Origin of the sequence: Candidatus Amarolinea dominans (assembly GCF_016704685.1) — a bacterium.
GTDB classification, from domain to species: Bacteria; Chloroflexota; Anaerolineae; order SSC4; family Amarolineaceae; genus Amarolinea; species Amarolinea dominans.
On the sequence record NZ_JADIZS010000014.1, the window covers coordinates 150,100 to 171,590 of the forward strand.

Consider the following 21,491-nt stretch of genomic DNA (forward strand, 5'->3'; position numbering starts at 1 on the left):
CCCGAATGGGGGCGACCCAAGGGTACGTCCCTAACCACCTTCAAGGAGAAAAAGATGAAAACTAAACGATTTGCCGTCCTCTTGTTCGTAGCCGTATTCGCCGTCCTGGTCGTGGCGGGATGCACGCCCCAAACCGAGCGGATACCCACCGCCGCACTGCCGGCCGGCAAGGCCTGGGCCGAGGGCAAGGAGATCTTCTTCGTCCACACCGAGGCATCCGATTCCGGCGTCGCCGAGAAGCTGACCAGCATGATGAAGTCGCCCGTGATCTTCGTCCCGTCGCTGGCGAAGATGCCCGCCGACGCGCTGGCGCAGGTCTACGTGTTCACCAATGGGGTGGCCGGCAAGGGGCCGTTCGGCTTCCAGTCGGACGTATTCCCCAATCCGCCGGGGACCGACGGTTACAGCCCGCTCCGTAACATCAACGCGGTGACCTGGGCGGATCCGGCCAAGGCGCGCGAGCTCAAGGCGGTAGCGGAGGTCATGGCGGCGAAGGACGCCGGGGAAGTCACGATCGAGCAGCCAGGGATCGTCGTCAATATGCCGTTCGTCGTCTGGGATGGTGGAAAACGCTAAGCTATGCCCGATCATCCTTGCCTTCATCACCGGGTTAACCACGGGCGGCCTGAGCTGTCTCGCCGTGCAGGGCGGGCTGCTCGCCGGCTCGATTGCCAGCGAGGTCGAGCAGCCCGCCCTTAGTTCGCCTGCTGCGCCGGATTGAGGGCGGAGTGCGATGGATCTCCTGTTTTTTTGATAATGGGTCCACGTGGGATCCAGGCTGCACAACCGAGATTCTGGCGGTCCAGGTGACCATAGGTCGTTCGGCGTATGGCAATTCCCAGCAATCGGCGCGTGTACGGAACGGGTTGATCTGCTATCATGATACTTGGCGCAAAGGCGCCGGGAAAGGAACTGGCATCATGGTCAAAGATCCCGTTTGCGGCATGGATATCGAACCCCAGGACGCGGTAGCCAGCCGCGCGCACATGGGGCAGACGTTTTACTTTTGCTCGCCCAAGTGCGTCGAGAAGTTCGACGCCGACCCGCACCGGTACGCGCAGGCAACGCTTGCTGCGACGGAGACGCCGCTGCCGGTTGGTTCGGCCACGACCGGCTTCAACCCGGCTTTGCCGCTGGTCCGCGTCGAACTGCCAGTGCTCGGTCTGAAGCGGGAGCAAGATGGGCAGGCCGTCGCGGCGGCCGTGGCCGGCGTGTCGGGGGTCCGCAGCGCGCACGCCAACATCGGCGCGAGCGTGGTCACGGTCGAGTACGACCCACAACGCGCCACCACCGCCGCCCTGGCCGCGGCGCTCCGGCCGGCCGGTTTCCGGGCCGGCGGCGCGCAGACGCGCATCGGTATCGCGGGCTTGCGCTGTGCGTCCTGCGTCGGCTTCATCGAGGAGGACCTGCGGGCGACGCCGGGCGTGCTCAGCGCGACCGTCAACGTCGGCACCCAGGAAGCCACGGTCGCGTACCTGCCCCAACAGACCACCCTGGCACAACTCCACAGCGTGATTCAGGACTGGGGCTACCAGGCCCGGCCGGCCGCCAGCGTGGAACCGGTTGACAAGCAAGAGGCGGAGCACGATCGCGAGTACCGCAGCCTGTTCCACAAGTTCCTCTTTGCCGCCTTCATCTCGGTGCCGGTGCTGCTGACGGCCTACCCCCAGTACATCCCGTTCGTGCGCGACTGGAACATGGCGACCTTGCGCCTGGCCTGGCTTGCCGCGGCGTTGCTGACCCTGCCAGTGCTCTTCTGGTCGGGCGGCCACTTCTTCACCGGCGCGTGGGCGGCGCTCAAGCACCGCGCGGCCAACATGAACACCCTGATCGCGCTCGGCACGGGCGCGGCCTGGCTCTACTCCACCGTCGCCGTCCTGTTCCCGCGCCTGTTCCCCGAAGGCACCTCGGAGCCGTTCTACGACGTGGCGGCCGTGGTGATCGCCCTGGTCGTGTTGGGCCAGGCGCTTGAATTGCGCGCCAAGGGCCGCACCAGCGAGGCCATCAAGAAGCTGATGGGGTTGCAGGCGAAGACCGCCCGCGTGATCCGCGACGGTCAGGAACTTGACATCCCGGTCGAAGAGGTACTGGTCGGCGACGTGGTGCAAGTGCGCCCCGGCGAAAAGGTGCCGGTGGATGGCGTGATCCTGGAGGGCAGCTCGGCGGTGGACGAGTCCATGCTCACCGGCGAATCGCTGCCGGTCAGCAAGCAGGCGGGTGACGAAGTGATCGGCGCGACGCTCAACAAGACCGGCGCGTTCAAGTTCCGCACGACCAAGGTCGGCAAGGACACCGCCCTGGCGCAGGGGGGGGGGGGCGACGGCATCAATGACGCGCCGGCGTTGGCGCAGGCCGATGTGGGGTTGGCGATCGGCACGGGCACGGACGTCGCTATCGAGGCGTCCGATATCACCCTGATCAAAGGCAGCCTGCGTGGGGTGGTGACGGCCATCGAAGTCAGCCGGGCGACCATGCGCAACATCGAGCAGAACCTGGTCGGCGCGTTCATCTACAACGTGTTGGGCCTGCCGGTGGCGATGGGGCTGCTCTACCCGTTCTTCGGCATCTTGCTCAGCCCGCTGCTCGCCGGGGCCGCAATGGCCTTCTCCAGCGTCACCGTGGTGACCAACGCCAACCGGCTGCGCGCGTTCAAGCCGCGGTTCAGCGCCCGCTAGAACAAAGGAGTACACGACCCATGACTGCAAGTCAAATCGCCGTCACGCTGACAGGGATCGCCGTGAGCGGCTTCATCGCCTGGTTCTTCTGGTTCGCGCCGAAAGGCCAAACCCGCGCCACTGCTGGTGCAGGTGGCGCCCAGGAAGTCGCCGTCACCGTCAAAGGCGGCTACACGCCGGATGTCATCGTCGTCAAGGCCGGGCGGCCGGTGCGCCTGCGCTTCACCCGCCAGGAAAGCTCCTCCTGCTCCGAAACGGTGCTCTTCCCCGACTTCAGCCGCAGCGCCAGGCTGCCGGAAGGCGAGGAAGTCAGCATTGAATTCACGCCAGACAAGCCGGGCGAGTACGGCTTCCAGTGCCAGATGGGTATGCTGCGCGGGAAACTGATTGTGGAGTCGTAAACAGGGGGATGGCCTCACACGGGCCGGGGACGGGGGGGCCGGGCGGGCGGACAGGGCGGGGGGGGAGCCCCAGCACCCGGCCCGGCGCGGGCGGGCGCGGGGCGGCGGAGCCCGGGGAGGGGGGGCCGGGGGGGGGGGGGGGGGGGGGGCAGCAGGACGCCTTCGCCCCGAATTCATTCGGCGGCGACTTTGTAATGAATCTCCGATACCTCGCGCAGCCGCGCCGCGGCCTGTTCGGGGGTGATGTCGCGCTGCGCCTCGCCCAACATCTCGTAACCGACCATGAATTTCTTGACGGTGGCCGAGCGCAGCAGCGGCGGGTAGAAGTGCGCGTGCAACTGCCAGTGACTGTAGTCGCCGGCTGACCAGGGCGCGCCATGCCATCCCATCGAGTAGGGGAACGAGGTCTCGAAGAGGTTGTCGTAGCGCGTGAGCAGGCGCTTGAGGATGTCTGCCAGCGCGGCGCGCGGCGCGGCGCCCAGGTCAGGCAGGCGCAGCACCGGCCGCCGCGGCAGCAGCAGGATCTCGAACGGCCACACTGCCCAGTAGGGAACCAGTGCAACCCAGTCGTCATTCGCCACGATCACGCGCTCGGCCAGGTCCAGTTCGCGGGCCACGTAATCCAACAGCAGCGGCCGACCGTGCTGTGCGTAATAGCGGCGCTGCTGGCCCTCTTCTTTGGCCGGTTCGTTGGGCAGCGCGTTCAGCGCCCAGACCTGGCCGTGGGGATGGGGATTGGAGCAGCCCATGATCGCGCCCTTGTTCTCGAACACCTGCACCCAGCGATAGGTCTGCCCCAGTTCTGCGGATTGCGCGGCCCACACATCTACCACGGCCCGAATCTGTGCGACTGGCATTTCGGGCAAGGTCAGGTCATGACGTGGCGAGAAGCAGATCACGCGGCAGGCGCCCGGCGTGGGCGCGGCGCGGAAGAGCGGATCGTCCACCTCGCCGTCGGGGGTGTCGGGCACGAGGGCGGCAAAGTCATTGGTGAAGACGAAAGTGCTGTCGTACAGGGGGTTGTGCGCGCCGCCGGCGCGACCGTTACCCGGACAGAGATAGCAGGTGGGGTCGTGGCTGGGGCGGGTTTCCGACGGGAGTTTTTCCACCTGGCCTTGCCACGGGCGCTGCGTGCGGTGCGGCGAGACCAGCACCCACTCGCCCGTGAGCGGGTTGAAGCGGCGGTGAACGTGATTGGTTGGGACGAATGATTCCATCATCGAAATACCTCTTTCTGGTCCGAATCATAGCCGGATGGCGGCAGATCGTCAGTAGTGAATTCATTCATGGTCTGCACCGAAATAGCCGAGCGCCCAGAAGGCCAGGATGAAGCCGAGGTAGTTCTCGTTCAGGAAGCGTGAGACGAGCAGGAAGAAGAAGAGGAAGAGTCCGTAGCGCCAGGCTGCGCCGGCCAGGCTGTTGTCCAGCCACTGCCGGCGCAGCAGCCAGACCAGGGCCGGTCCCGCCAGCAGCAGTTGCGGGATCCAGAACGGCCAGTAGGCGAAGCGGTCGCGCACCAGCCCCAGGGCCAGGACGAAGTTGCTGGCGCCCCAGCCCCAGATTTGATAGGCCTGGCTGGCCGTGCCGTTGGACCAGCGCCAGACATCATCCAGCAGCGCGTCGAAATCCCACAGGGCGTAGGGCAACACCAGGGCGGCGAAGGCCACAACGGCCGGCAGCAGTCGCCAGATCAAGCCGGTCAACTGGCCGCGCCAAGCCAGGCGGCGGTCAGCCAAGCCTGATCGCAGCAGCAGCAGGGCGTAGAAGGGCGCCAGAAACCAGGCAGTCGGTTTACTGGCGCAGGCCAGGCCGAAGCAGACCGCAGAGAGCGTATGCGGCGAAAGCCAGCCCAGCGCGGGCGCAGAATTGGCCCGGCGCCAGAACCAGAGCGCCAGCAGCAGCCAAAAGAGCACAAAACTGTCGTTTTGCCCAAAGAGGATGTCGTTCGCCATGATGGGGTTGAGCGCCAGCAGCGCGGTGAGCGCCAGCGCGGGGGAACCGGCGTGGGGCGAATCGCCCGCTTCGCCGCGCCGCGCCAGGCCGGGGGTCAGCGCCAGCATCAGCAGGAAGAGCAGGAGGTAGACGAAGCGCTGATCGTACCAGCCGAGCAGGGCCTGGCTGAGCAGGTACCAGGGCGTGGAAAAGACGAATGTCCAGGGCAGGTAGGGGTAATGGTAGAGCGCGGTGCGGTACTCGTTGAAACCCCATTCGGCCATCGGGGTCTGGGTGTAGTCGGCCTGGTAGGGGTTGCGGCCGTCCAGGAAGAACTGGATCGTGGCCTCGGTCTGGATGACGCCGCCGTCGTGACTGTAGCTGGCCGGGCCGCTGCCCTGGCGCAGAAGGATCAGCTTGAGGGTGGGCGCGACGACGGTTGCCAGCACGATCACGATGAGCAGGAGCCATTTCAGGCGCGCGGTCAGGCCGACCGACAGGCGGTCGCGCAGGCCGTCCACCACCAGGTAGAGGGCCAGGCTGACAAAACTGATCGCGATGAGCACGAGCGCCAGGGGATCGGCGTAGACCGCGCCGAAGGCATTCATGGCAGCCGGTGAGAGCAGCCGGCCCAGGAACGGCTGCCGCGCCACATCCTGAAAGCGCAGGGGCAGCACCGCGGCATCGGCCAGGGTGTCAATGCGTACACGGGCAATGACAAGCAGCGCCAGCATGAGCGCGTCGAAGGTTGGTCGCATCGAAACTGATCCGCCTCCGTGGTTGAAGTTGCTGCCCCATTATAACAGGGACATGCCTACCTTGTAAATGCAATACCCTTGTGTTAAACTTCCCGTAACCTTTGTCACGGGCGCGTGTTTTTCCCGATGTTTCTGTCCACAGAAGCCTGTTCGCTGGCGATATTGCGCGCAAAACGCCGTGTTGTGGTGGTGGCAAAGCTGCCGCGTGACAAGAGAAGAGAGTCGAAGCAGGAGATTACCATGTTGCAACAACCTTTGGCTGCTGCCCCAGACCAACCGACGGAGCCGACTTCCTGGCAAGATACGGTGCAGTGGCGCATCAATGAGATGGCCGAACGCGTGCGCCGTGGTCAGGAAGATAATGTCTATTACTTTTTGCAGCCCGTAGCCGAACTTGACGGCGCGCATGTACTGGTGCGTGGCCGCAAGAAACTGATGTTTGCGTCCTACAGCTACCTGGGACTGCTCAATCATCCCAAGATCAATGAAGCCGCGAAGGCGGCGATTGATCGCTTCGGCACCGGAACGCATGGGGTGCGCATCCTGGCCGGCACCCTGACCTTGCATGAGGAGCTGGAGCAGACCATCGCCCGTTTCAAAGGCACAGACGACGCCATTACCTACTCCAGCGGCTATGCCACCAACCTGGCGACGATCTCCACGTTGGTGGGGCGTAACGATTGGGTGCTGTCTGACAAATGGAACCATGCCAGTATCGTGGATGGCTGCCTGTTGAGTCGCGCCGAGTTCGTGCGCTTTCGCCACAACGACATGGATGACCTGGCGCGGCAGCTGCGCAAGGCGCCGGCCGGCGTGAGCAAGCTGGTGGTGGCAGATGCCGTTTTCAGCATGGACGGCGACATCGTCAACCTGCCGGTGTTGGTGGATGTGTGCCGGCGCTACGGTGCGCGCTTGATGGTTGATGAGGCCCATAGCCTGGGCGTTTTGGGCAAGACCGGCCGCGGGATCGAGGAGCACTTCGACATGCCCGGCGCGATTGACATCAAGATGGGCACCCTCAGCAAGACCATTCCCGCCATTGGCGGCTACATCGCCGGCGACAAGCGCACCATCACCTATCTCAAGCATGTGGCGCGGGCCTTTGTCTTTTCGGCCGCGCTGCCGCCGCCGGTCGCGGCCGCGGCCAAGGCTGCGTTCGAGGTGCTGGAAGAAGAAGCGCCGGCGCGTAAGGCGATTCTGCAGCGCAATGTGGAGCATTTCCTGGGCGGGCTGAAGGCGCTCGGTTTCAACACCGGCCGCACGGTGACGCCCATCATCCCGGTCATCGTGGGCACCGACGAGCGCGCGATGGCCATGACCCATCTCCTGCAGGAAGATGGCATCTTTGCCCTGAGCGTCCTGCCGCCGGCCGTGCCGGATGGCACCAGCCGCATCCGTGCTAACGTGACGGCTGCGCATACGGCGGAAGACATCGAGGATGCGCTGGCGGCCTTTGCCCGCGCCGGCCGCGCGCTGGGCGTCATTGCCTGAGAAGCGGGAATCATGCTCACCTTTGATTTTACTGGGCAGGTGGCTCTCATCACCGGCGCCGGGCGCGGCATTGGCCGTGGCCTGGCGCTGGCGTTTGCTGCGGCCGGCGCCGCCGTCCTGGTGAACGACCTCGATGCGCAGACGGCGCAGGCGGTGGCCGCGGAGCTGCACGCGCAAGGCGCGGACGCGCTGGCCGTGACGGCCGATGTGCGCGACCGGACCGCTGTTGACGCCCTGGTGGCCGCAGCCCTGGCGCGTTGGGGTCATGTGGACATCCTGGTCAACAATGCCGGCGTGGAGCCGGTGGCTTCGATCCTGGAGATGAGCGAGGCCGACTGGGATGTGGTGCTGGACACCAACCTCAAGGGTACATTCTTGTGTACCCAGGCCGTCGGGCGCATCATGCAGGCGCAGGGCCGCGGCGCGATCATCAACATCGCCTCGACGGCCGGCAAGGCGCAGCCGCTCTATCTGCGCTCGGGCTATGCCGCCAGCAAGGCCGGCCAGGTCGGTTTTACCAAAGAGGCGGCGCGTGAGTTTGCCGCCTATGGCGTGCGGGTCAACGCGGTCTGTCCGGGCGTCATCGTCACGCCCATGACCGAACATCTGCGCCACAACGAACAGCAGATGGCGCGCTGGCTGAGCGAAATCCCCGCCCGGCGCCTGGGTGAGGTGACAGACGTGACGCCGTTGGTCCTGTTCCTGGCCTCCGAGGCCGCCGCCTACATCATCGGCCAGGCCATTCACGTGGACGGCGGTAAGCTGATGGCGTAGGGCTGTTTGCGTTCTCGTGCAGACGAGGTTATACTTGGGTTGAGGTGAACGATTCTTATGCGCTTGTGTGCAGCCACCGCGGATGGCGTGTGGGTGATGCGGCGAGACGACGCCGACTGGCAGGTGCGCCATGCGCAGTTGCAGGGGCGTGCGTTCTGGACGGTGGCCGTCAGTCCGCATCAGAAAGACGTGATTTTTGCCGGCGCGGATGGGCATGGTCTGTTTCGCAGTGTCAACGGCGGCGGCAGTTGGCGCCCCATGAGTCGGGGGCTGGAAAGCCCGTATGTACACAGCATCGCCTTCGACGCCACCGACCCGCGCGTGATCTTTGTCACCACCCTGCCGGCCGCAGTCTATCGCAGCAGTGATGGCGGCGAAACCTGGGAACCGTTGCCCGACCTGGCGTTGGCGGCCGCCGCGGCGCCCAGGCCGCCCCAGGTGGTGACCCACCCCACTCAGACCGGACAGGTTTATGTGCTTGACGCCGGCGTCGGAGGAGCGTTGCATTGCTCGTCCGATGGTGGCCGTACCTGGCTGGTCTCTCTTGCCAACGCCGGACGCCTGCATGAGTTGACGGCCTTGCCCCGCTTGCTCCTACTGGCTGCAGATGACGGACTTCAGCGCAGCACCGATGATGGCGCCACCTGGGAACTGGCCCGGAATACACGGGCCGCCTGTGCAGTCAGCGCATTCCCCGCGGCATCCTCGGCTCAGTGCGCCGGCTTGCTTCGAACCACCTCCGGACACCCGGCCCTCATCGGCAGTCAGGATGGCGGCCGCACCTGGTTCCCCGCGCCCATCGCGGCGCCGCTTGACCTGCGCCAAATCAAATTGGCCCCGCTGACGATCTTTGGCATCGAAGGCACGGGCGCCTTGTTGCGGGCGCCCTGGCAGACCCCTGCTGATTCTCCGGCGTGGTTCGTACTCAGCGATGAACTGCCGCCTGTCTTTGGGATTGGGTGGAGCGAGTGAGGGATCAAATGGCAATATCCAAACAGCGTATCTTGCTTGTCGAAGACAATGACGCCATGCGCGATGGCGTACGCGACATTCTGGAATTGGCCGGCTATGACGTGATGACGGCCGGTGATGGCGACCAGGCGCTTGCCCTGATGGGCACCCACACGCCCGATCTGATCATCTCGGACATCATGATGCCACAGATGGACGGCTATCAGTTGTACGATTCGATTCGCCAAAACCGGGCGTGGAATGCCGTCCCCTTCATCTTCTTGACGGCCAAAGGGGAACGGGCCGACGTCCGTATGGGGAAGCAGCTAGGCGCGGATGACTATTTGACCAAGCCGTTCGACTCCGAAGACCTGCTGGTGGCGGTCGAGGGCAAGCTGAAGCGCTCACGACAGTTGGAGACCTTCTCGGTTGCGGCCATCAACGACCTCAAGTCCTCCATCGTGCGCACGTTGAGCCATGAATTCCGCACACCGCTCACCTTCATCCAGGGCTACAGCGAGCTGCTGGAGATGTCCGGGCCTGGCATTGACATCAATTCTTTTCAGGAGTTCTTGCGCGGCATTCGCCGCGGGAGCGAGCGGCTCAACCGGCTGGTCGAGGATTTCTTGCTGCTGGTGCGGCTGGAAACCAATCAAATGGAGGAAGCCATGCTGGCCAACCAGGGGGAAGTCAGCCTGGCGGACATGGTACACAACGCAGCCAGGACGCGTGCGTCGCAGGCGGCCGAAGCGCATATCACCGTCAGCGTGACCGCGGAACCCGGTCTGATTGTGCGCACCAACCCTGTCTATGCGACCGACATCTTGACACGGCTGCTGGACAATGCCATCAAGTTTTCGCGCGGTCGCGCTGCCCAGGTGTGGATGCGTGCGTTCCGCGAGGGCGACACGGTGCGCATTGATGTCGTGGATCACGGCGTCGGCATGGCGTCCGGCGAACTGCCGCACCTGTTCAATGTGCTGCAGCAGATCAACCGCTCGCAGTACGAGCAGCAGGGCGCCGGCCTGGGGCTGGCCATTGCCCATGGACTGGTCCAAGTGCTCGGCGGCCAGATGTTGGTCACCAGCGCGGAAGGGGTCGGCAGCACCTTTTCGCTGGTGTTGCCGCTCACCAATGCCGGCGAGGCGTGAGGAAAAGCGGGGAGGAGCAAGCGATGGAATGTTACAACTGCGGCCAGCCGGTGCCTGACGGCAGCGAGCGCTGCCCCACGTGCGGCCAGCGCTTTGCAGTGGCGAAGAAGACGCGCACCAAGAGCCGGTTCGCCGGCCTGGGCTGCGGCAGCCTCCTGCTGCTGGCGGCGCTGGTCGGCCTGGCGGCTAGTCCGATCTCGAACATCGAGTGGAGTCAGCGGACCCGTCTGGCGGGATAGCGGAACCACGCCTGTTTCATGACGAGGCTCACTGGAGAGATTATCAGGAGGGCGATGGCACACGGCAACTGGTCGGCATTCTTGCGCTACGACGAGACCAAGGGCAAACCGAAGATCACCCGCAGCCTGCTGCGCCGTGTGGCGAGCTATGCCCGCCCCTACCTGCCCCGCGCGGCGTTGATGCTGCTCATCATCGCGTTCACCTCTGTCCTGGGCCTGGCGCCGCCGCTGCTCTACCGCGACCTGATTGACAACGCCATCCCCAACCGCGACCTGACGCGGCTGAACTGGCTGGCGCTCGGCATGATCGCCATCCCCATCGTCAGCGGCCTGATCAGCGTCTGGCAGCGCTTCCTCAGCGCCAGCGTGGGCGAAGGCATCATCTATGACCTGCGCCAGGAGCTTTACACCCACATGCAGCGCCAATCGCTGCGCTTCTTCACCAACACCAAGACCGGCGAGCTGATGTCGCGGCTCAACAACGACGTGATCGGCGCGCAGAACGCGGTCACCGGCACCCTGGTCAACATCGTGACCAACGTCATCGGCCTGATCTCCACGCTTGCCATCATGATCTCCCTGGAATGGCGCCTGACGATCCTTGCCGTTGCCATCTTCCCGCTCTTCCTCCTGCCCACGCGGCGCGTGGGCGTCATCCTGCGTGACATTGCGCGCAAGGCGATGGAATACAACGCCAACATGAACACCCTGATGAACGAAACGCTCAATGTCAACGGCGCGCTGCTGGTCAAGCTCTTTGGCCGCCAGGCGGACGAGGTGCAGCGTTTTGGTCAGATCAACGCCAATGTGCGCGCCATCGGCATCCGCCGCGCCCTGGTCGGCCGCTGGTTCTTCCTGGGCCTCGGCATCGTTGGCTCGATCGGCAGCGCGCTGGTTTTCTGGTGGGGCGGCCGCCTGGCGCTGCAAGGCGCGTTCACCGTGGGCACCATCGTCGCCTTCGTCAACTACCTGGGTCAGCTCTACGGCCCCATCTCCGCGCTGGCCAACGTGCGCGTCGAATTCGAGACCGCCATGGTCAGCTTCGAGCGGGTGTTCGAATACCTCGATCTGCCGGTGGAGATTGCCGACCGGCCGGGCGCGGTCACGCTGCCGCAGGTGGCCGGCCATGTGCAGTTCTCACACGTCTCCTTTGGCTATGGCGCAGCCGGTCTGGCGCTCGCGGCCCAGGCCGGGGAGAGCGAGGAACCGGCCGCGCCCCCGGCTGGCCGCGATGAGCGGCCAGGGGACGCAGAGGAAAGCGACCCGGTCATCTCAGCGCCGGCGCCCACCCTGGCCCCGCGCCTGCTGGCGCTCGACGACATCAGCTTCGAGATCAAGCCGGGCCAACTGGTAGCCCTGGTTGGCCCATCCGGCGCGGGCAAAACCACCGTCACCTACCTGCTGCCGCGGCTGTATGACTGCACGGCCGGGCAGATCACCCTGGACGGCCATGACCTGCGCGACCTCTCCGGCGCGACCCTGGCCCACACCATCGGCATGGTGACGCAGGAATCGTACCTGTTTCATGACACCGTGCGCGCCAACCTGCTCTACGCCCGGCCCGACGCTACCCAGACCGAGCTGGAAACGGCCTGCCGCGCGGCCAACATCCACGATTTCATCGCCAGCCTGAGGGACGGCTACGACACGATTGTGGGCGAGCGCGGCTATCGCTTCAGCGGCGGCGAAAAACAGCGCCTGGCCATTGCGCGGGTGCTGCTCAAGAATCCCACCGTGCTGATCCTGGACGAGGCCACCAGTCACCTCGATTCGCATTCCGAGGCGTTGATCCAGGATGCGCTGCAGCCGTTGATGCAGGGCCGCACCAGCCTGGTCATCGCCCATCGCCTGAGCACCATCCTGGCCGCGGACCTGATCCTGGTGATGAACCAGGGCCGGCTGGTGGAACAGGGCACGCACGCAGAACTACTGGCGCAGGATGGCCTCTATGCCAGCCTGTACGAAACCCAATTCAGACAAGAGCCGGCCTGAATCTTTCAGCAAAACAACTCGCGTAAAGAGATTTGCTGGAATGGAAACACAACTGCAACAACTACGTTCTCGCCTGGCCCAGGTAGATGACCTGGGACGCGCGGCCGCCGTGCTGGAATGGGATCATCAAACCTACATGCCGCCGGCGGCCGATGCCACCCGCGCCCGTCAACTGGCAACCCTGCACCGCCTTGCGCATGAAATCTTCGTGGCCGAGGAGACCGGACGCCTGCTGGCCGATCTGCACAGCGCCGCGGCCGACCTGCCGCCGGACAGCGACGAGGTCCGCCTGCTGCAGGTCACACAGCGCGATTACGAGCGGGCGGTCAAAATCCCGGCCAGCTTCGTGGCCGAAATGACCGAGGCCGCTGCGCTGAGCCACAATGCCTGGGTGCGGGCCAGGGCCGCCTCGGATTTCAAGCTCTTCCAACCGAACCTGGAGCGCATGTTCGCCCTGGCGCGGCAGCGCGCCGATTACCTGGGGTTCGACGAGCATCCCTACGACGCCCTGCTCGACGAGTATGAGCCGGACATGACGACCGGCCAGATCACGGTCATTTTCGACGACCTGCGGCCCCGGATCACCGGCCTGCTGCAGGCCATCAGGGCCAACGGCGCGGCCGTGGACGACGGCGTGCTGCGTCGGCGCTACGACGTGGAGCGCCAGCGCACCCTGGTCTACGACCTGATGCGGCGCTTCGGCTACGATTTTACGCGTGGGCGCCACGATGCCGCGCCGCACCCGTTCTGCACCAGCTTCAGCATGGACGATGTGCGCATCACCTCGCGCATCCTCGCGGACGACCTGGCCTATTTCCTTTTCAGCGCGCTGCACGAAACCGGCCATGCCCTCTACGAACAGGGCGTCAGCCCGGCGCTGGGGCGAACGCCCCTGGGTCACGGCGCTTCGCTGGGCGTGCATGAATCGCAATCGCGGCTGTGGGAAAACGTCATCGGCCGCAGCCGGCCCTTTTGGAACTACTTCTATCCCCAGGTGCAGGCCGCGTTCCCCGACGCGCTGGGCGACGTGAGCCTGGATACCTTCTTCCGCATCGTCAACCGCGTGCAGCCCTCGCTGATTCGCATCGGCGCGGACGAGGTCACCTACAACCTGCACATCATGCTGCGCTTCGAGCTGGAAACCGGCCTGCTGGACGGCAGCCTGCGTGTGGCCGATCTGCCCGCGCTGTGGAACGAACGCATGGACGCTTACCTGGGCATCACGCCGCCCAACGACGCCGACGGCGTGCTGCAGGATGTCCACTGGTCGCAGGCGCTCATTGGCTACTTCCCCACCTACACCCTGGGCAACCTGATGGCCGCGGAATTCTTCGACGCCGCGCAGCGTCAGTTCCCCGCGCTCTGGGACGACATCGGGCGCGGCGACTTCAGCAACCTGTTGGGCTGGCTGCGCAGCAACATCCATATGCATGGCCGCAAGTTCAGCGCCAACGAACTGCTGCAGCGCGCCACCGGCGGCGAGTTGGACGCCGGCCCCTTCATGCGCTATCTGACGAACAAGTTCATGAAGCTGTAGCTGCCACGAATTGTTTTTTGTTTTCGTGTGAATTCGTGTAATTCGTGGCAAGAGGGAAAACGGTCTCTGCCACGAATTTCACGAATTTTCACGAATTGGTATTTGTCTTCGTGTGAATTCGTGTCATTCGTGGCAAGAGTCTGAGGATGCGCTCCGCAATTTACGATTTCTTTACGATCCTCTGCTACAATAGGGCATCAACGAGGTCGGGGCGCACGTTGGACGCCAGCCGCCTCGACCTGAAAGGTGAAACGACGCGATGCCCAATCCTGATGCTGCGCAGAGCGACCGACAACTGATCATTGCCTGGCCCGGTCATCAACTGACGGCGCCCCTGACCGCGCCGGTCCTGCGCCTGGGGCGCCATCCCGATGGCAATGACATCGTCATCGAAGCGCCGGCCGTGGCGCCCTACCACGCGACCCTGCGCCTGGAGGCCGACGGCTATCATCTGCTCGACGGGCAGGAGCGCGACGGCCAGTGGGTGCGCAGCCCCAACGGCTTGAGCTGCCGCGGCCAGCCGGTAGTGGATGAAAAGCTCGACAACGGCGAGATCGTGCGCATCCCCGGCCCGGCCGAAGACTTCGTCTCCCTGCTCTATTTCGACGCCGCGGCCGCCAGCCCCGGCCAGCGCACGCAGGTCAGCCTGACGCACGAGATCAGCCTGGGCCGCGACCCGCGCAACGACCTGGTCATCAACGACCCTACCGCCTCTGCCTTCCACGCCACGGTGACGCCGCTGGGGCAGACGCACCTCCTGCGCGATCTGCGCAGCGCCAGCGGCACCTTCGTCAACGGCCAACGCGTGGCGCAGCATGCTCTGCAGCCCGACGATGATATCCTGATCGGCTCGGTACAACTGCGCTACGACGGTCACCACCTGGCGCTGGTTGATCTGCGCCGCGCCGGCATCCGCCTGGATGGCGTGAGCCTGCGCAAACAGGTGCCCGCAGCCAAGGCGAGCGCCGGCGACAGCGGCTTCAAGCTGCTGCTCAGCGACGTTTCCCTGGTCATTCATCCGCGCGAGTTCATTGCCATTGTTGGCGGCAGCGGCACCGGCAAATCCACCCTGCTCGACGCGCTCAACGCGTTCCGGCCCGTGAATGGCCGCGTGCTCATCAACGGTGATGACCTCTACCGCAACTTCGATGCCTACCGCCAAAGCATCGGCTACGTGCCCCAGGATGACATCATCCACCGCGAGCTGACCGTGGAAGAGGCGCTGCGCTTTGTCGCCCGCCTGCGCCTGCCGCCCGATACCGGCCCGGCCGAGATCGAAAAGCGGGTCGAGACCGTTCTGCAGCAGGTGGCGATGAGCAATCGCCGCACGGTGTTGGTGCGCCAGCTCAGCGGCGGCCAGCGCAAGCGCATCAGCCTGGCCGTGGAGTTGATCGCTGCGCCCGGCATCCTCTTCCTGGACGAACCGACTTCGGGCCTGGACCCCGGCCTGGACAAGCGGATGATGTTCACCCTGCGCCAGGTGGCTAACGCCGGCACCACCGTCATCCTGGTCACGCACGCGACTGACAACATCCAGGACTGCGACCTGGTCGCGTTCCTGGCCGAACGGGGCCGCCTGATCTTCTACGGCCCGCCGACCGAGGCGCTGACCTTTTTCGGTGTGCATGACTTTGCCGAAATCTATCACCTGGTGGAGCTGGAGCCAGACCGCTGGCAGCAGGCCTTCCAGGCATCCGGCTTCTACGCGGCCTACATCGAGCGCCGCCTGGCGACCACCTGCCCGCGCTGCTCCGAACCGCTGGCGCCAGAGCAGATGATCTGCGCCAACTGCGGCTATCAGCGCCAGTCTGCGACGACCACGGCTCAGGCCGCGCCTGTCCCTGTCGCGCGGCCCACGCCCTGGCGCGCCGGCCTGGCAACCTTCAGCCGCCAGACCAGCATCCTGATCGAGCGCTACGTCACGATCATGCTGCGCGACCGGCGCAATCTGCTCTTCCTGCTCCTGCAGGCGCCGCTGATCGCCCTGCTGCTCTTCCTGGTGATGAAGCCGGGGCTGTTCAACCAGGGCCTCGATGTGGAGGTGAGCGACCTGGCGGAGATGCAGAAGGTTCTGTTCGTGCTGGCCTGCATTGCGGCCTGGTTCGGGTTGATCAACGCGGTGCGCGAGATCGTCAAGGAGCTGCCGATCTATCGCCGTGAGCGGTTCGTCAACCTGGGCGTGGCGGCCTACGTCACCTCCAAGCTGGTGGTTCTGCTGGCGCTGAGCATTGTCCAGGCCGGCCTGCTGGTCGCCATCGTTCACCTGCGCGGGCAATTCCCGGCCGTGGGCGCCAGCGGCCTGCCCGGCGTGATCGAGATTTTCGCCGCGGTGCTCCTCGTCACCTTTGCCTCCACCTGCCTGGGCCTGCTGCTCTCGGCCGCGGTGGGCCGCGAGGACCGGGTGATGAGCCTGATGCCGCTCTTCCTGATTCCGCAGATCGTCTTCGCCGGCGTTGTCTTCAAGCTCGAAGGCAGCGCCCGCTTCGTCTCCTGGCTGACCTTCAGCCGCTGGGGCATCGAGGCCATGGGCGCGACGATCAACCTGCCGGAGTTGCACCGCATCGCCAGCTACGTCATGCCGGTGGAGGCGCTGGTCTTCCCGTTCGACCATTCCAGCGCCTATCTGCGGCAGAACCTGGGCATCCTGCTGGCGCTGGCCGTCGTCTGTATGGCGCTGACCGTCGTGGCCCTCAAACGACAGGATGCGCGTTGATTCGCAGAGGTTTTCTGCCACGAATTTCACGAATTTTCACGAATTGGTATTTGTTTTCGTGTAAGTGAGTGTCATTCGGGGTGGGAGATATCGGTATGAGTTCGATTTTCAAAAAGGTACATGGAGGTACATGATGAAGTCTGGTTTTCGATGGCGATGCATGGGACTGCTGACGATGGTGCTGCTGTTGTGGCCGTTGATGGCGGCGGCGGCGCCTCTGCCGGCGGAGCGGTCTGGCCCCACCCTGACCGCACGCGGGCAGGAGGATCAACTGCTGACGCTCTACAGCAGCTACGAATGGAAAAATGATCTGCCGGGCCAGTGCCCCGGTTACCCGCCCATTTTCCGCACAGGCACGCGCACGGTTCACAGCTATTTGCCGGCCACGGTCAAACAGGAACTGCCCGTCGTGGTGATCTGGCAGGAAGCCGTTGACAACACCGTGCAGGAAGACCCGGTGGCGACCGCGCGCGCGGTGCTGGCGCCCAACACCCTGCCCCATGCCTCGGTGTCGTTCAATCAGGATGTGGGCGGTCGCGTCTTCCTGGTGACGATGTTCCTGCAAGATGAAGCCGGCAAATGGGTGCCCATTGCCAACGGTGTCTTTGGCATCGCCAGTTCCACCGGCAAGCCAGGCACGCCGGGTGAATGCCCCATTCCCGACAGCATGAAGACCAACGGCGCGGGTGCGGGTGCAGCCGGCGGCATTGTCGGGGGCGCCAGCGTGGGCGGCTCCGGCGACACGGCCGCGGCGACACCAACGCCCGCCAAGTCTGCGCCCCCAAAACCGACTGCCACCAAACCGCCCGCCACGACCACCGCGGCCTCGCCGCTGCAAATCACCTGGGCCGATATGTCGTACGAGGGGCGCGAGGGCGACAGCCGCTGGTGTCAAACGCGCATGATTTATGTCAACAAGTCCAAGCGCGCGGCGCGCTGGCCCGAATACCGGCCCAGCGTTCAGATTGTCAACGCGGACGGCTCCGAGGACGGCTGGTACCTGGCGAGCTTCTACTCCAAGGCCGACGGCTGGGAGAACGGCATTGACCCCAACAACGTCCCGGCCATCGCGCCCGGCGCCTCTGCCGACTGGACTTGGTACAGCGCGACCGATCGCGCCGGCCAATACTGCGCCACGATCGGCCTGGTCTACCAGGGCTGGACCTACACCGCCAGCTTCGATCGCACCGGCAAGCTGTTGGGATCCAAGACGTTCCCACCCAAGTGAGCGCACGAGAATACGGAGGCGAAGAAAGAAACAGATGAAACAGATGAAACAGATGAAACAGACACGAACGCAGGGTCTGACCCTGCTCTTGATGGGGCTTTTGCTGCTGGCGCTGACGGCCTGCGCGGCGCAGACACCCGCTGCCACGCCCACGCCCACCGGCCCAAGCGGCGCGGAGTTGATGACGCAGATGCAAAAGGCCATCGCTGACGCTCAGAGCGCGCACCTGACCCTGCGCTTCCAGGTGGCTTCCGCGGAGGGGCCGGTGACCGGCACGGCCGAGGTCTGGGCGCAGCGCCCGGGTCAGCGCCGCATTCAACTGCGCAGCGACCTGGGCAGCGTGGATGGCATCCTCGCGGTGACCGCGGGCGATCAAGGCTGGGCCTACAGCAAGCGCGATGACCTGGTGCTGGTCGCGGACCGCAGCCTGCTGCAAAGCCAGTTGGGCCGTCAGCCGGAGCTGCGCGAGATTGCCGGGTTTGTGGAAAAGCTGATGGCGCGCGGCTTCACCGACACCGAAGCGGTCAACCAGGGCGCGGCCACCATCGCCGGCCGGGCCACCTACAAAGTACAGGTGACTTTCAAGCCGACTGCGGACCCGACGCAGAAGTTGGAAGGAATCGGCACGGTGTTCTACATTGATGCGCAGACCCACCTGCCGCAGCGGGTGGAAATCGAAGTGACCTACGGCAACTTCACCGTGCGCGGCTTTGCCGAGGTGCAGGGCGAGATCGAGCTGAACCCCACGCTCGACGCCGCCCTCTTCACCTTCGACCCACCCCCGGGCGCCGCAGTCATCAACCTGGCCGATGTGCCGCTGCCCTCGGTCGTGCCCGCGGAGCTGCCGGTGGTGAAGTGACAGCCGCCGAATTCATTCGGCGGCGGGCTCCCCTTGCGCAGGCTGGCTGCCGCTCGAATCGCCGGGCAAGCCGAAATCGCCCCCCGCGACACCCGCTCCTTACCCGGCGGGCCTGCGCAAGGTTGGACGATTGCCCGGCGGTCCCGTGAATGAATTCACGGTCTGATACACCGCCCCGTGAATGAATTCACGGTCTGATACACCGCCCCGTGAATGAATTCACGGTCTGATACACCCCGTGAATGAATTCACGGTCTGATACACCGAAACCTGCTGAAGCAGGTTGGTGTGGGGTGTGATGGCTGAATTCGTGAAATTTGCGGAGAGCGAATTGACGGGCTGAGCCACCCGTGAATGAATTCACGGTCTGATACACCGCCCCGTGAATGAATTCACGGTCTGATACACCCCGTGAATGAATTCACGGTCTGATATACCGAAACCTGCTGAAGCAGGTTGGTGTGGGGTGTGATGGCTGAATTCGTGAAATTTGCGGAGAGCGAATTCACGGGCTGAACCACCCGTGAATGAATTCACGGTCTGATACACACCCGTGAATGAATTCACGGTCTGATACACACCCGTGAATGAATTCACGGTCTGATACACCGAAACCTGCTGAAGCAGGTTGGTGTGGGTATGACGGCTGAATTCGTGAAATTTGCGGAGAGCGAATTGACGGGCTGAGCCACCCGTGAATGAATTCACGGTATGATACACACCCGTGAATGAATTCACGGTCTGATACACCGAAACCTGCTGAAGCAGGTTGGTGTGGGGTGTGACGACTCAATTCGTGAAATTTGCGGAGAGCGAATTGACGGGCTGAACCACCCGTGGGTGTGCAGCGCTCTTCCGAATATCCTTTGCGTCCCTGCGCCCTGGCGTCCCTGCGTTGAGCAAACCTCCGCTGTCAAGACAGGTTCCCACCACCGCAACCCGCTTAAGTATCAGACACCGAATTCATTCGGTGGGGTGCGGGCGACAATCCCATTCGTGTCAATTCGTGCAATTCGTGGCAAAATCTGACGCGGCGCGGGATTGACACCAACGCCCACCATGATGTATGATCCTGCTCATCCGTGCTGTCGCTTTTTTCCAAGCAGGAGATACCCATGATCGCCACGAATCTCACCGAAGTCATGAACGTTTTCGTCCACAACGAGCCTTTGCAGGGCCGCGGCCTCGCTGAATTCTACGTGGCGCGCCCCAAGGGCCAGATCGAACCGATGCGCATCTTTCTGGAAGATCAACATGAACCGGTCAAGATTCTGTTTACCGGGCATCGGGGCAGCGGCAAATCAACCGAGTTGAACAAGCTCACGTCTGTCTTGGGCAACAAATTCCTTACCGTTCAATTCTCGGTGCGAAGCGTGCTCGACCCGTTGGACGTAACTTACACCGATCTGCTACTCTCTATGGCGATTCGCCTCTTCCGCCAGGTCACCGATCAGCGCCTTCTCCGTCGCCGCCAGCGCGCCCTGATCGGCGATGCCCTGCTCGATGATGTGTATCGCTGGTTCACGCAAGAAATTGTCCTGGAGAAAATCATCGAACCGCAGGTGGATGCCAGCCTGTCTGCCAATTTCAATCTGCTCTTTGTTAAACTGGAAGGCAAAGTTAGCACCGAGGGCGGGGGGCCGCGCCGCCGGGGGGGGGCGGGGGGGGGGGCGCCCCGCCGGAACTATCAAAAAAAAGGGGGGGGGCGGCGGGGGGGGGGCGGCGGGGGGGGGGGGGGCGGGGGGGCGACGGGGGGGGAGGCAGGCGAGCCCGGGCGGGCGGCAGGCAGCCACCGCCGGCGCGGGGCAGCCCGGCCGGGGGGGGGGGGGGACCACTTTCTTTACACTTCCGGGCGGCCTGGCGCACGGAAACGGGTGGACCCGGACGGGCAGCGGATTCTCACCCGCTTTACCCCCCACCACGCGCGGCGGCGGGACGCGGACGGGACCCCAGGGCAGGGGGCGGGGGGGGGGGGGCCAGAGGCGGGCCCCGGCCCGCAGGGGCGGGCGCGCGGCTTTTGGGTGGCGCCGGGGGGGCGGCCGGCGGGGGGGGGGGGGGGCGCGCCGCCCGGCGGGCCGCCCTGGGCGGAACGCCCCCGGCTGCACGCACGGCGGGCAGGGGGGGTTGGCGGTGACCGCCTCGCGGCAGCCGGCGAGGGGGGCGGGGGGGAGGTCCGGGGCGGGTTTGGGGGGGGCGGGGGCCCCCCCAGGCCGCGGCCGCCGGGGCGCGGGGGGGGGCGCGGGGGCGCCGCACCGGGGGGGGGGGGGGCGGGGGGGGGGCGGGGGGGGGCGGGGGGGGGGGGGCGGGGGGGGCCGGCGGGGGGCGGGGCGGCCGGGGGGCGGGCGCCGGGGGGCGGGCGGGGGGGACGCGGGGGGCCCGGGCGGCGGCCAGCAGCGGGGCCGGCACCCCCCGCCGCCGCGGGCGGGGGGGGGGGGGGGCGCGGCGGGGGGGGGGGGGGGGGGGGGACCGGGCGCGGCCGCGGGGGCGGGCCCGGGGGGGGGCGGCCGCGGGGGGGGCGGCGGGGCGGGGGCGGGGCGGCGCCCGGGCGGCGGGGGCCGCGGGGGGGGGGGCGGCGGGGGCCGGGGGCGGGGGGGCGGGGGGGGGGGGGGGGGGGGGGGGGGGGGGGTTGGAAAATGAAGAGGCCGTGCGCGAAGTGCTCCACAATCTGAGCCTGCTCGAATACGCCAACGACCGGCGCTGGTGCGATGTCCACCCGATCGTAGTTCCTCTCCTGGATCAGGAACAGGCCAGCCGGGCACGAGGGCAGGTCACGCCCGCGACCTGATCGCA

At 65.4% G+C, this 21,491-nt stretch carries 17 protein-coding genes; 14 read left to right on the plus strand and 3 right to left on the minus strand.

From position 1 onward, the window contains the following. The first annotated feature begins 54 nt into the window (after window positions 1–54). The 3 genes from IPF85_RS10710 to IPF85_RS10720 all read left to right on the plus strand — a co-directional run bounded on the left by IPF85_RS10710 (window position 55) and on the right by IPF85_RS10720 (window position 3,076). The gene (locus IPF85_RS10710; RefSeq protein ID WP_343408076.1) at window positions 55–576 is read left to right on the plus strand and encodes a hypothetical protein; all 522 of its coding nucleotides are present in this window, start codon (window positions 55–57) and stop codon (window positions 574–576) included. A gap of 344 nt (window positions 577–920) precedes the next feature. Further along, the gene (locus tag IPF85_RS10715; protein WP_343408077.1) at window positions 921–2,675 is read left to right on the plus strand and encodes an HAD-IC family P-type ATPase; all 1,755 of its coding nucleotides are present in this window, start codon (window positions 921–923) and stop codon (window positions 2,673–2,675) included. Window positions 2,676–2,695: 20 nt separating this feature from the next. After that, the gene (locus IPF85_RS10720) at window positions 2,696–3,076 is read left to right on the plus strand and encodes a cupredoxin domain-containing protein (RefSeq protein WP_343408078.1); all 381 of its coding nucleotides are present in this window, start codon (window positions 2,696–2,698) and stop codon (window positions 3,074–3,076) included. Between the two features lie 173 nt (window positions 3,077–3,249). On the opposite strand, the gene IPF85_RS10725 is transcribed toward IPF85_RS10720, so the two are convergent. Together IPF85_RS10725 and IPF85_RS10730 are read right to left on the minus strand one after the other, a co-directional pair. Further along, on the minus strand, window positions 3,250–4,293 hold the full coding sequence (locus IPF85_RS10725; protein ID WP_343408103.1) for a UDP-glucose--hexose-1-phosphate uridylyltransferase: 1,044 nt from the start codon (window positions 4,291–4,293) through the stop codon (window positions 3,250–3,252). 63 nt (window positions 4,294–4,356) lie between these two features. Further along, window positions 4,357–5,766, minus strand: a complete 1,410-nt coding sequence (locus IPF85_RS10730; RefSeq protein WP_343408079.1) for a hypothetical protein — start codon at window positions 5,764–5,766, stop codon at window positions 4,357–4,359. A gap of 240 nt (window positions 5,767–6,006) precedes the next feature. Between IPF85_RS10730 and IPF85_RS10735 the strand changes: the two genes are divergently transcribed. From IPF85_RS10735 to IPF85_RS10780, 10 genes are all read left to right on the plus strand, one after another. Next, window positions 6,007–7,257, plus strand: a complete 1,251-nt coding sequence (locus IPF85_RS10735) for an aminotransferase class I/II-fold pyridoxal phosphate-dependent enzyme (RefSeq protein WP_343408080.1) — start codon at window positions 6,007–6,009, stop codon at window positions 7,255–7,257. 12 nt (window positions 7,258–7,269) lie between these two features. Then, window positions 7,270–8,031 carry an SDR family NAD(P)-dependent oxidoreductase gene (locus tag IPF85_RS10740; protein ID WP_343408081.1) on the plus strand — a complete coding sequence of 254 codons (762 nt, stop codon included), beginning with the start codon at window positions 7,270–7,272 and terminating at the stop codon, window positions 8,029–8,031. 57 nt (window positions 8,032–8,088) lie between these two features. Further along, entirely contained in the window at window positions 8,089–9,003 is a 915-nt protein-coding gene (locus IPF85_RS10745) for a hypothetical protein (protein WP_343408082.1), read from the plus strand. Between the two features lie 8 nt (window positions 9,004–9,011). Next, complete coding sequence (locus tag IPF85_RS10750; RefSeq protein WP_343408083.1) at window positions 9,012–10,133, plus strand: response regulator; 1,122 nt, start codon at window positions 9,012–9,014, stop codon at window positions 10,131–10,133. Window positions 10,134–10,156: 23 nt separating this feature from the next. Next, complete coding sequence (locus IPF85_RS10755; protein ID WP_343408084.1) at window positions 10,157–10,372, plus strand: hypothetical protein; 216 nt, start codon at window positions 10,157–10,159, stop codon at window positions 10,370–10,372. A gap of 54 nt (window positions 10,373–10,426) precedes the next feature. Next, entirely contained in the window at window positions 10,427–12,364 is a 1,938-nt protein-coding gene (locus IPF85_RS10760; RefSeq protein WP_343408085.1) for an ABC transporter ATP-binding protein, read from the plus strand. 40 nt (window positions 12,365–12,404) lie between these two features. Next, window positions 12,405–13,901, plus strand: coding sequence for a carboxypeptidase M32 (locus IPF85_RS10765; RefSeq protein WP_343408086.1), 1,497 nt, complete (start codon window positions 12,405–12,407; stop codon window positions 13,899–13,901). Between the two features lie 259 nt (window positions 13,902–14,160). After that, the gene (locus IPF85_RS10770; protein ID WP_343408087.1) at window positions 14,161–16,614 is read left to right on the plus strand and encodes an ATP-binding cassette domain-containing protein; all 2,454 of its coding nucleotides are present in this window, start codon (window positions 14,161–14,163) and stop codon (window positions 16,612–16,614) included. 160 nt (window positions 16,615–16,774) lie between these two features. Beyond that, window positions 16,775–17,842, plus strand: coding sequence for a hypothetical protein (locus tag IPF85_RS10775; RefSeq protein ID WP_343408088.1), 1,068 nt, complete (start codon window positions 16,775–16,777; stop codon window positions 17,840–17,842). Between the two features lie 52 nt (window positions 17,843–17,894). Continuing rightward, complete coding sequence (locus IPF85_RS10780; RefSeq protein WP_343408089.1) at window positions 17,895–18,701, plus strand: hypothetical protein; 807 nt, start codon at window positions 17,895–17,897, stop codon at window positions 18,699–18,701. Window positions 18,702–19,777: 1,076 nt separating this feature from the next. Here IPF85_RS10780 and IPF85_RS10785 read toward each other — a convergent pair. Continuing rightward, complete coding sequence (locus IPF85_RS10785; protein ID WP_343408090.1) at window positions 19,778–19,957, minus strand: hypothetical protein; 180 nt, start codon at window positions 19,955–19,957, stop codon at window positions 19,778–19,780. A gap of 1,388 nt (window positions 19,958–21,345) precedes the next feature. On the opposite strand from IPF85_RS10785, the gene IPF85_RS10790 reads away from it, so the two are divergent. Next, entirely contained in the window at window positions 21,346–21,486 is a 141-nt protein-coding gene (locus IPF85_RS10790) for a hypothetical protein (protein WP_343408091.1), read from the plus strand. Window positions 21,487–21,491: the final 5 nt, after the last annotated feature.

Excerpts from the sequence above, each read along its gene's own strand:
- IPF85_RS10710 (WP_343408076.1), top strand. The coding sequence starts at position 55 with ATGAAAACTAAACGATTTGCCGTCCTCTTGTTCGTAGCCGTATTCGCC.
- IPF85_RS10715 (WP_343408077.1), top strand. The coding sequence starts at position 921 with ATGGTCAAAGATCCCGTTTGCGGCATGGATATCGAACCCCAGGACGCG.
- IPF85_RS10720 (WP_343408078.1), top strand. The coding sequence starts at position 2,696 with ATGACTGCAAGTCAAATCGCCGTCACGCTGACAGGGATCGCCGTGAGC.
- IPF85_RS10725 (WP_343408103.1), bottom strand. The coding sequence starts at position 4,293 with ATGGAATCATTCGTCCCAACCAATCACGTTCACCGCCGCTTCAACCCG.
- IPF85_RS10730 (WP_343408079.1), bottom strand. The coding sequence starts at position 5,766 with ATGCGACCAACCTTCGACGCGCTCATGCTGGCGCTGCTTGTCATTGCC.
- IPF85_RS10735 (WP_343408080.1), top strand. The coding sequence starts at position 6,007 with ATGTTGCAACAACCTTTGGCTGCTGCCCCAGACCAACCGACGGAGCCG.
- IPF85_RS10740 (WP_343408081.1), top strand. The coding sequence starts at position 7,270 with ATGCTCACCTTTGATTTTACTGGGCAGGTGGCTCTCATCACCGGCGCC.
- IPF85_RS10745 (WP_343408082.1), top strand. The coding sequence starts at position 8,089 with ATGCGCTTGTGTGCAGCCACCGCGGATGGCGTGTGGGTGATGCGGCGA.
- IPF85_RS10750 (WP_343408083.1), top strand. The coding sequence starts at position 9,012 with ATGGCAATATCCAAACAGCGTATCTTGCTTGTCGAAGACAATGACGCC.
- IPF85_RS10755 (WP_343408084.1), top strand. The coding sequence starts at position 10,157 with ATGGAATGTTACAACTGCGGCCAGCCGGTGCCTGACGGCAGCGAGCGC.
- IPF85_RS10760 (WP_343408085.1), top strand. The coding sequence starts at position 10,427 with ATGGCACACGGCAACTGGTCGGCATTCTTGCGCTACGACGAGACCAAG.
- IPF85_RS10765 (WP_343408086.1), top strand. The coding sequence starts at position 12,405 with ATGGAAACACAACTGCAACAACTACGTTCTCGCCTGGCCCAGGTAGAT.
- IPF85_RS10770 (WP_343408087.1), top strand. The coding sequence starts at position 14,161 with ATGCCCAATCCTGATGCTGCGCAGAGCGACCGACAACTGATCATTGCC.
- IPF85_RS10775 (WP_343408088.1), top strand. The coding sequence starts at position 16,775 with ATGGGACTGCTGACGATGGTGCTGCTGTTGTGGCCGTTGATGGCGGCG.
- IPF85_RS10780 (WP_343408089.1), top strand. The coding sequence starts at position 17,895 with ATGAAACAGACACGAACGCAGGGTCTGACCCTGCTCTTGATGGGGCTT.
- IPF85_RS10785 (WP_343408090.1), bottom strand. The coding sequence starts at position 19,957 with ATGTTGATCTTCCAGAAAGATGCGCATCGGTTCGATCTGGCCCTTGGG.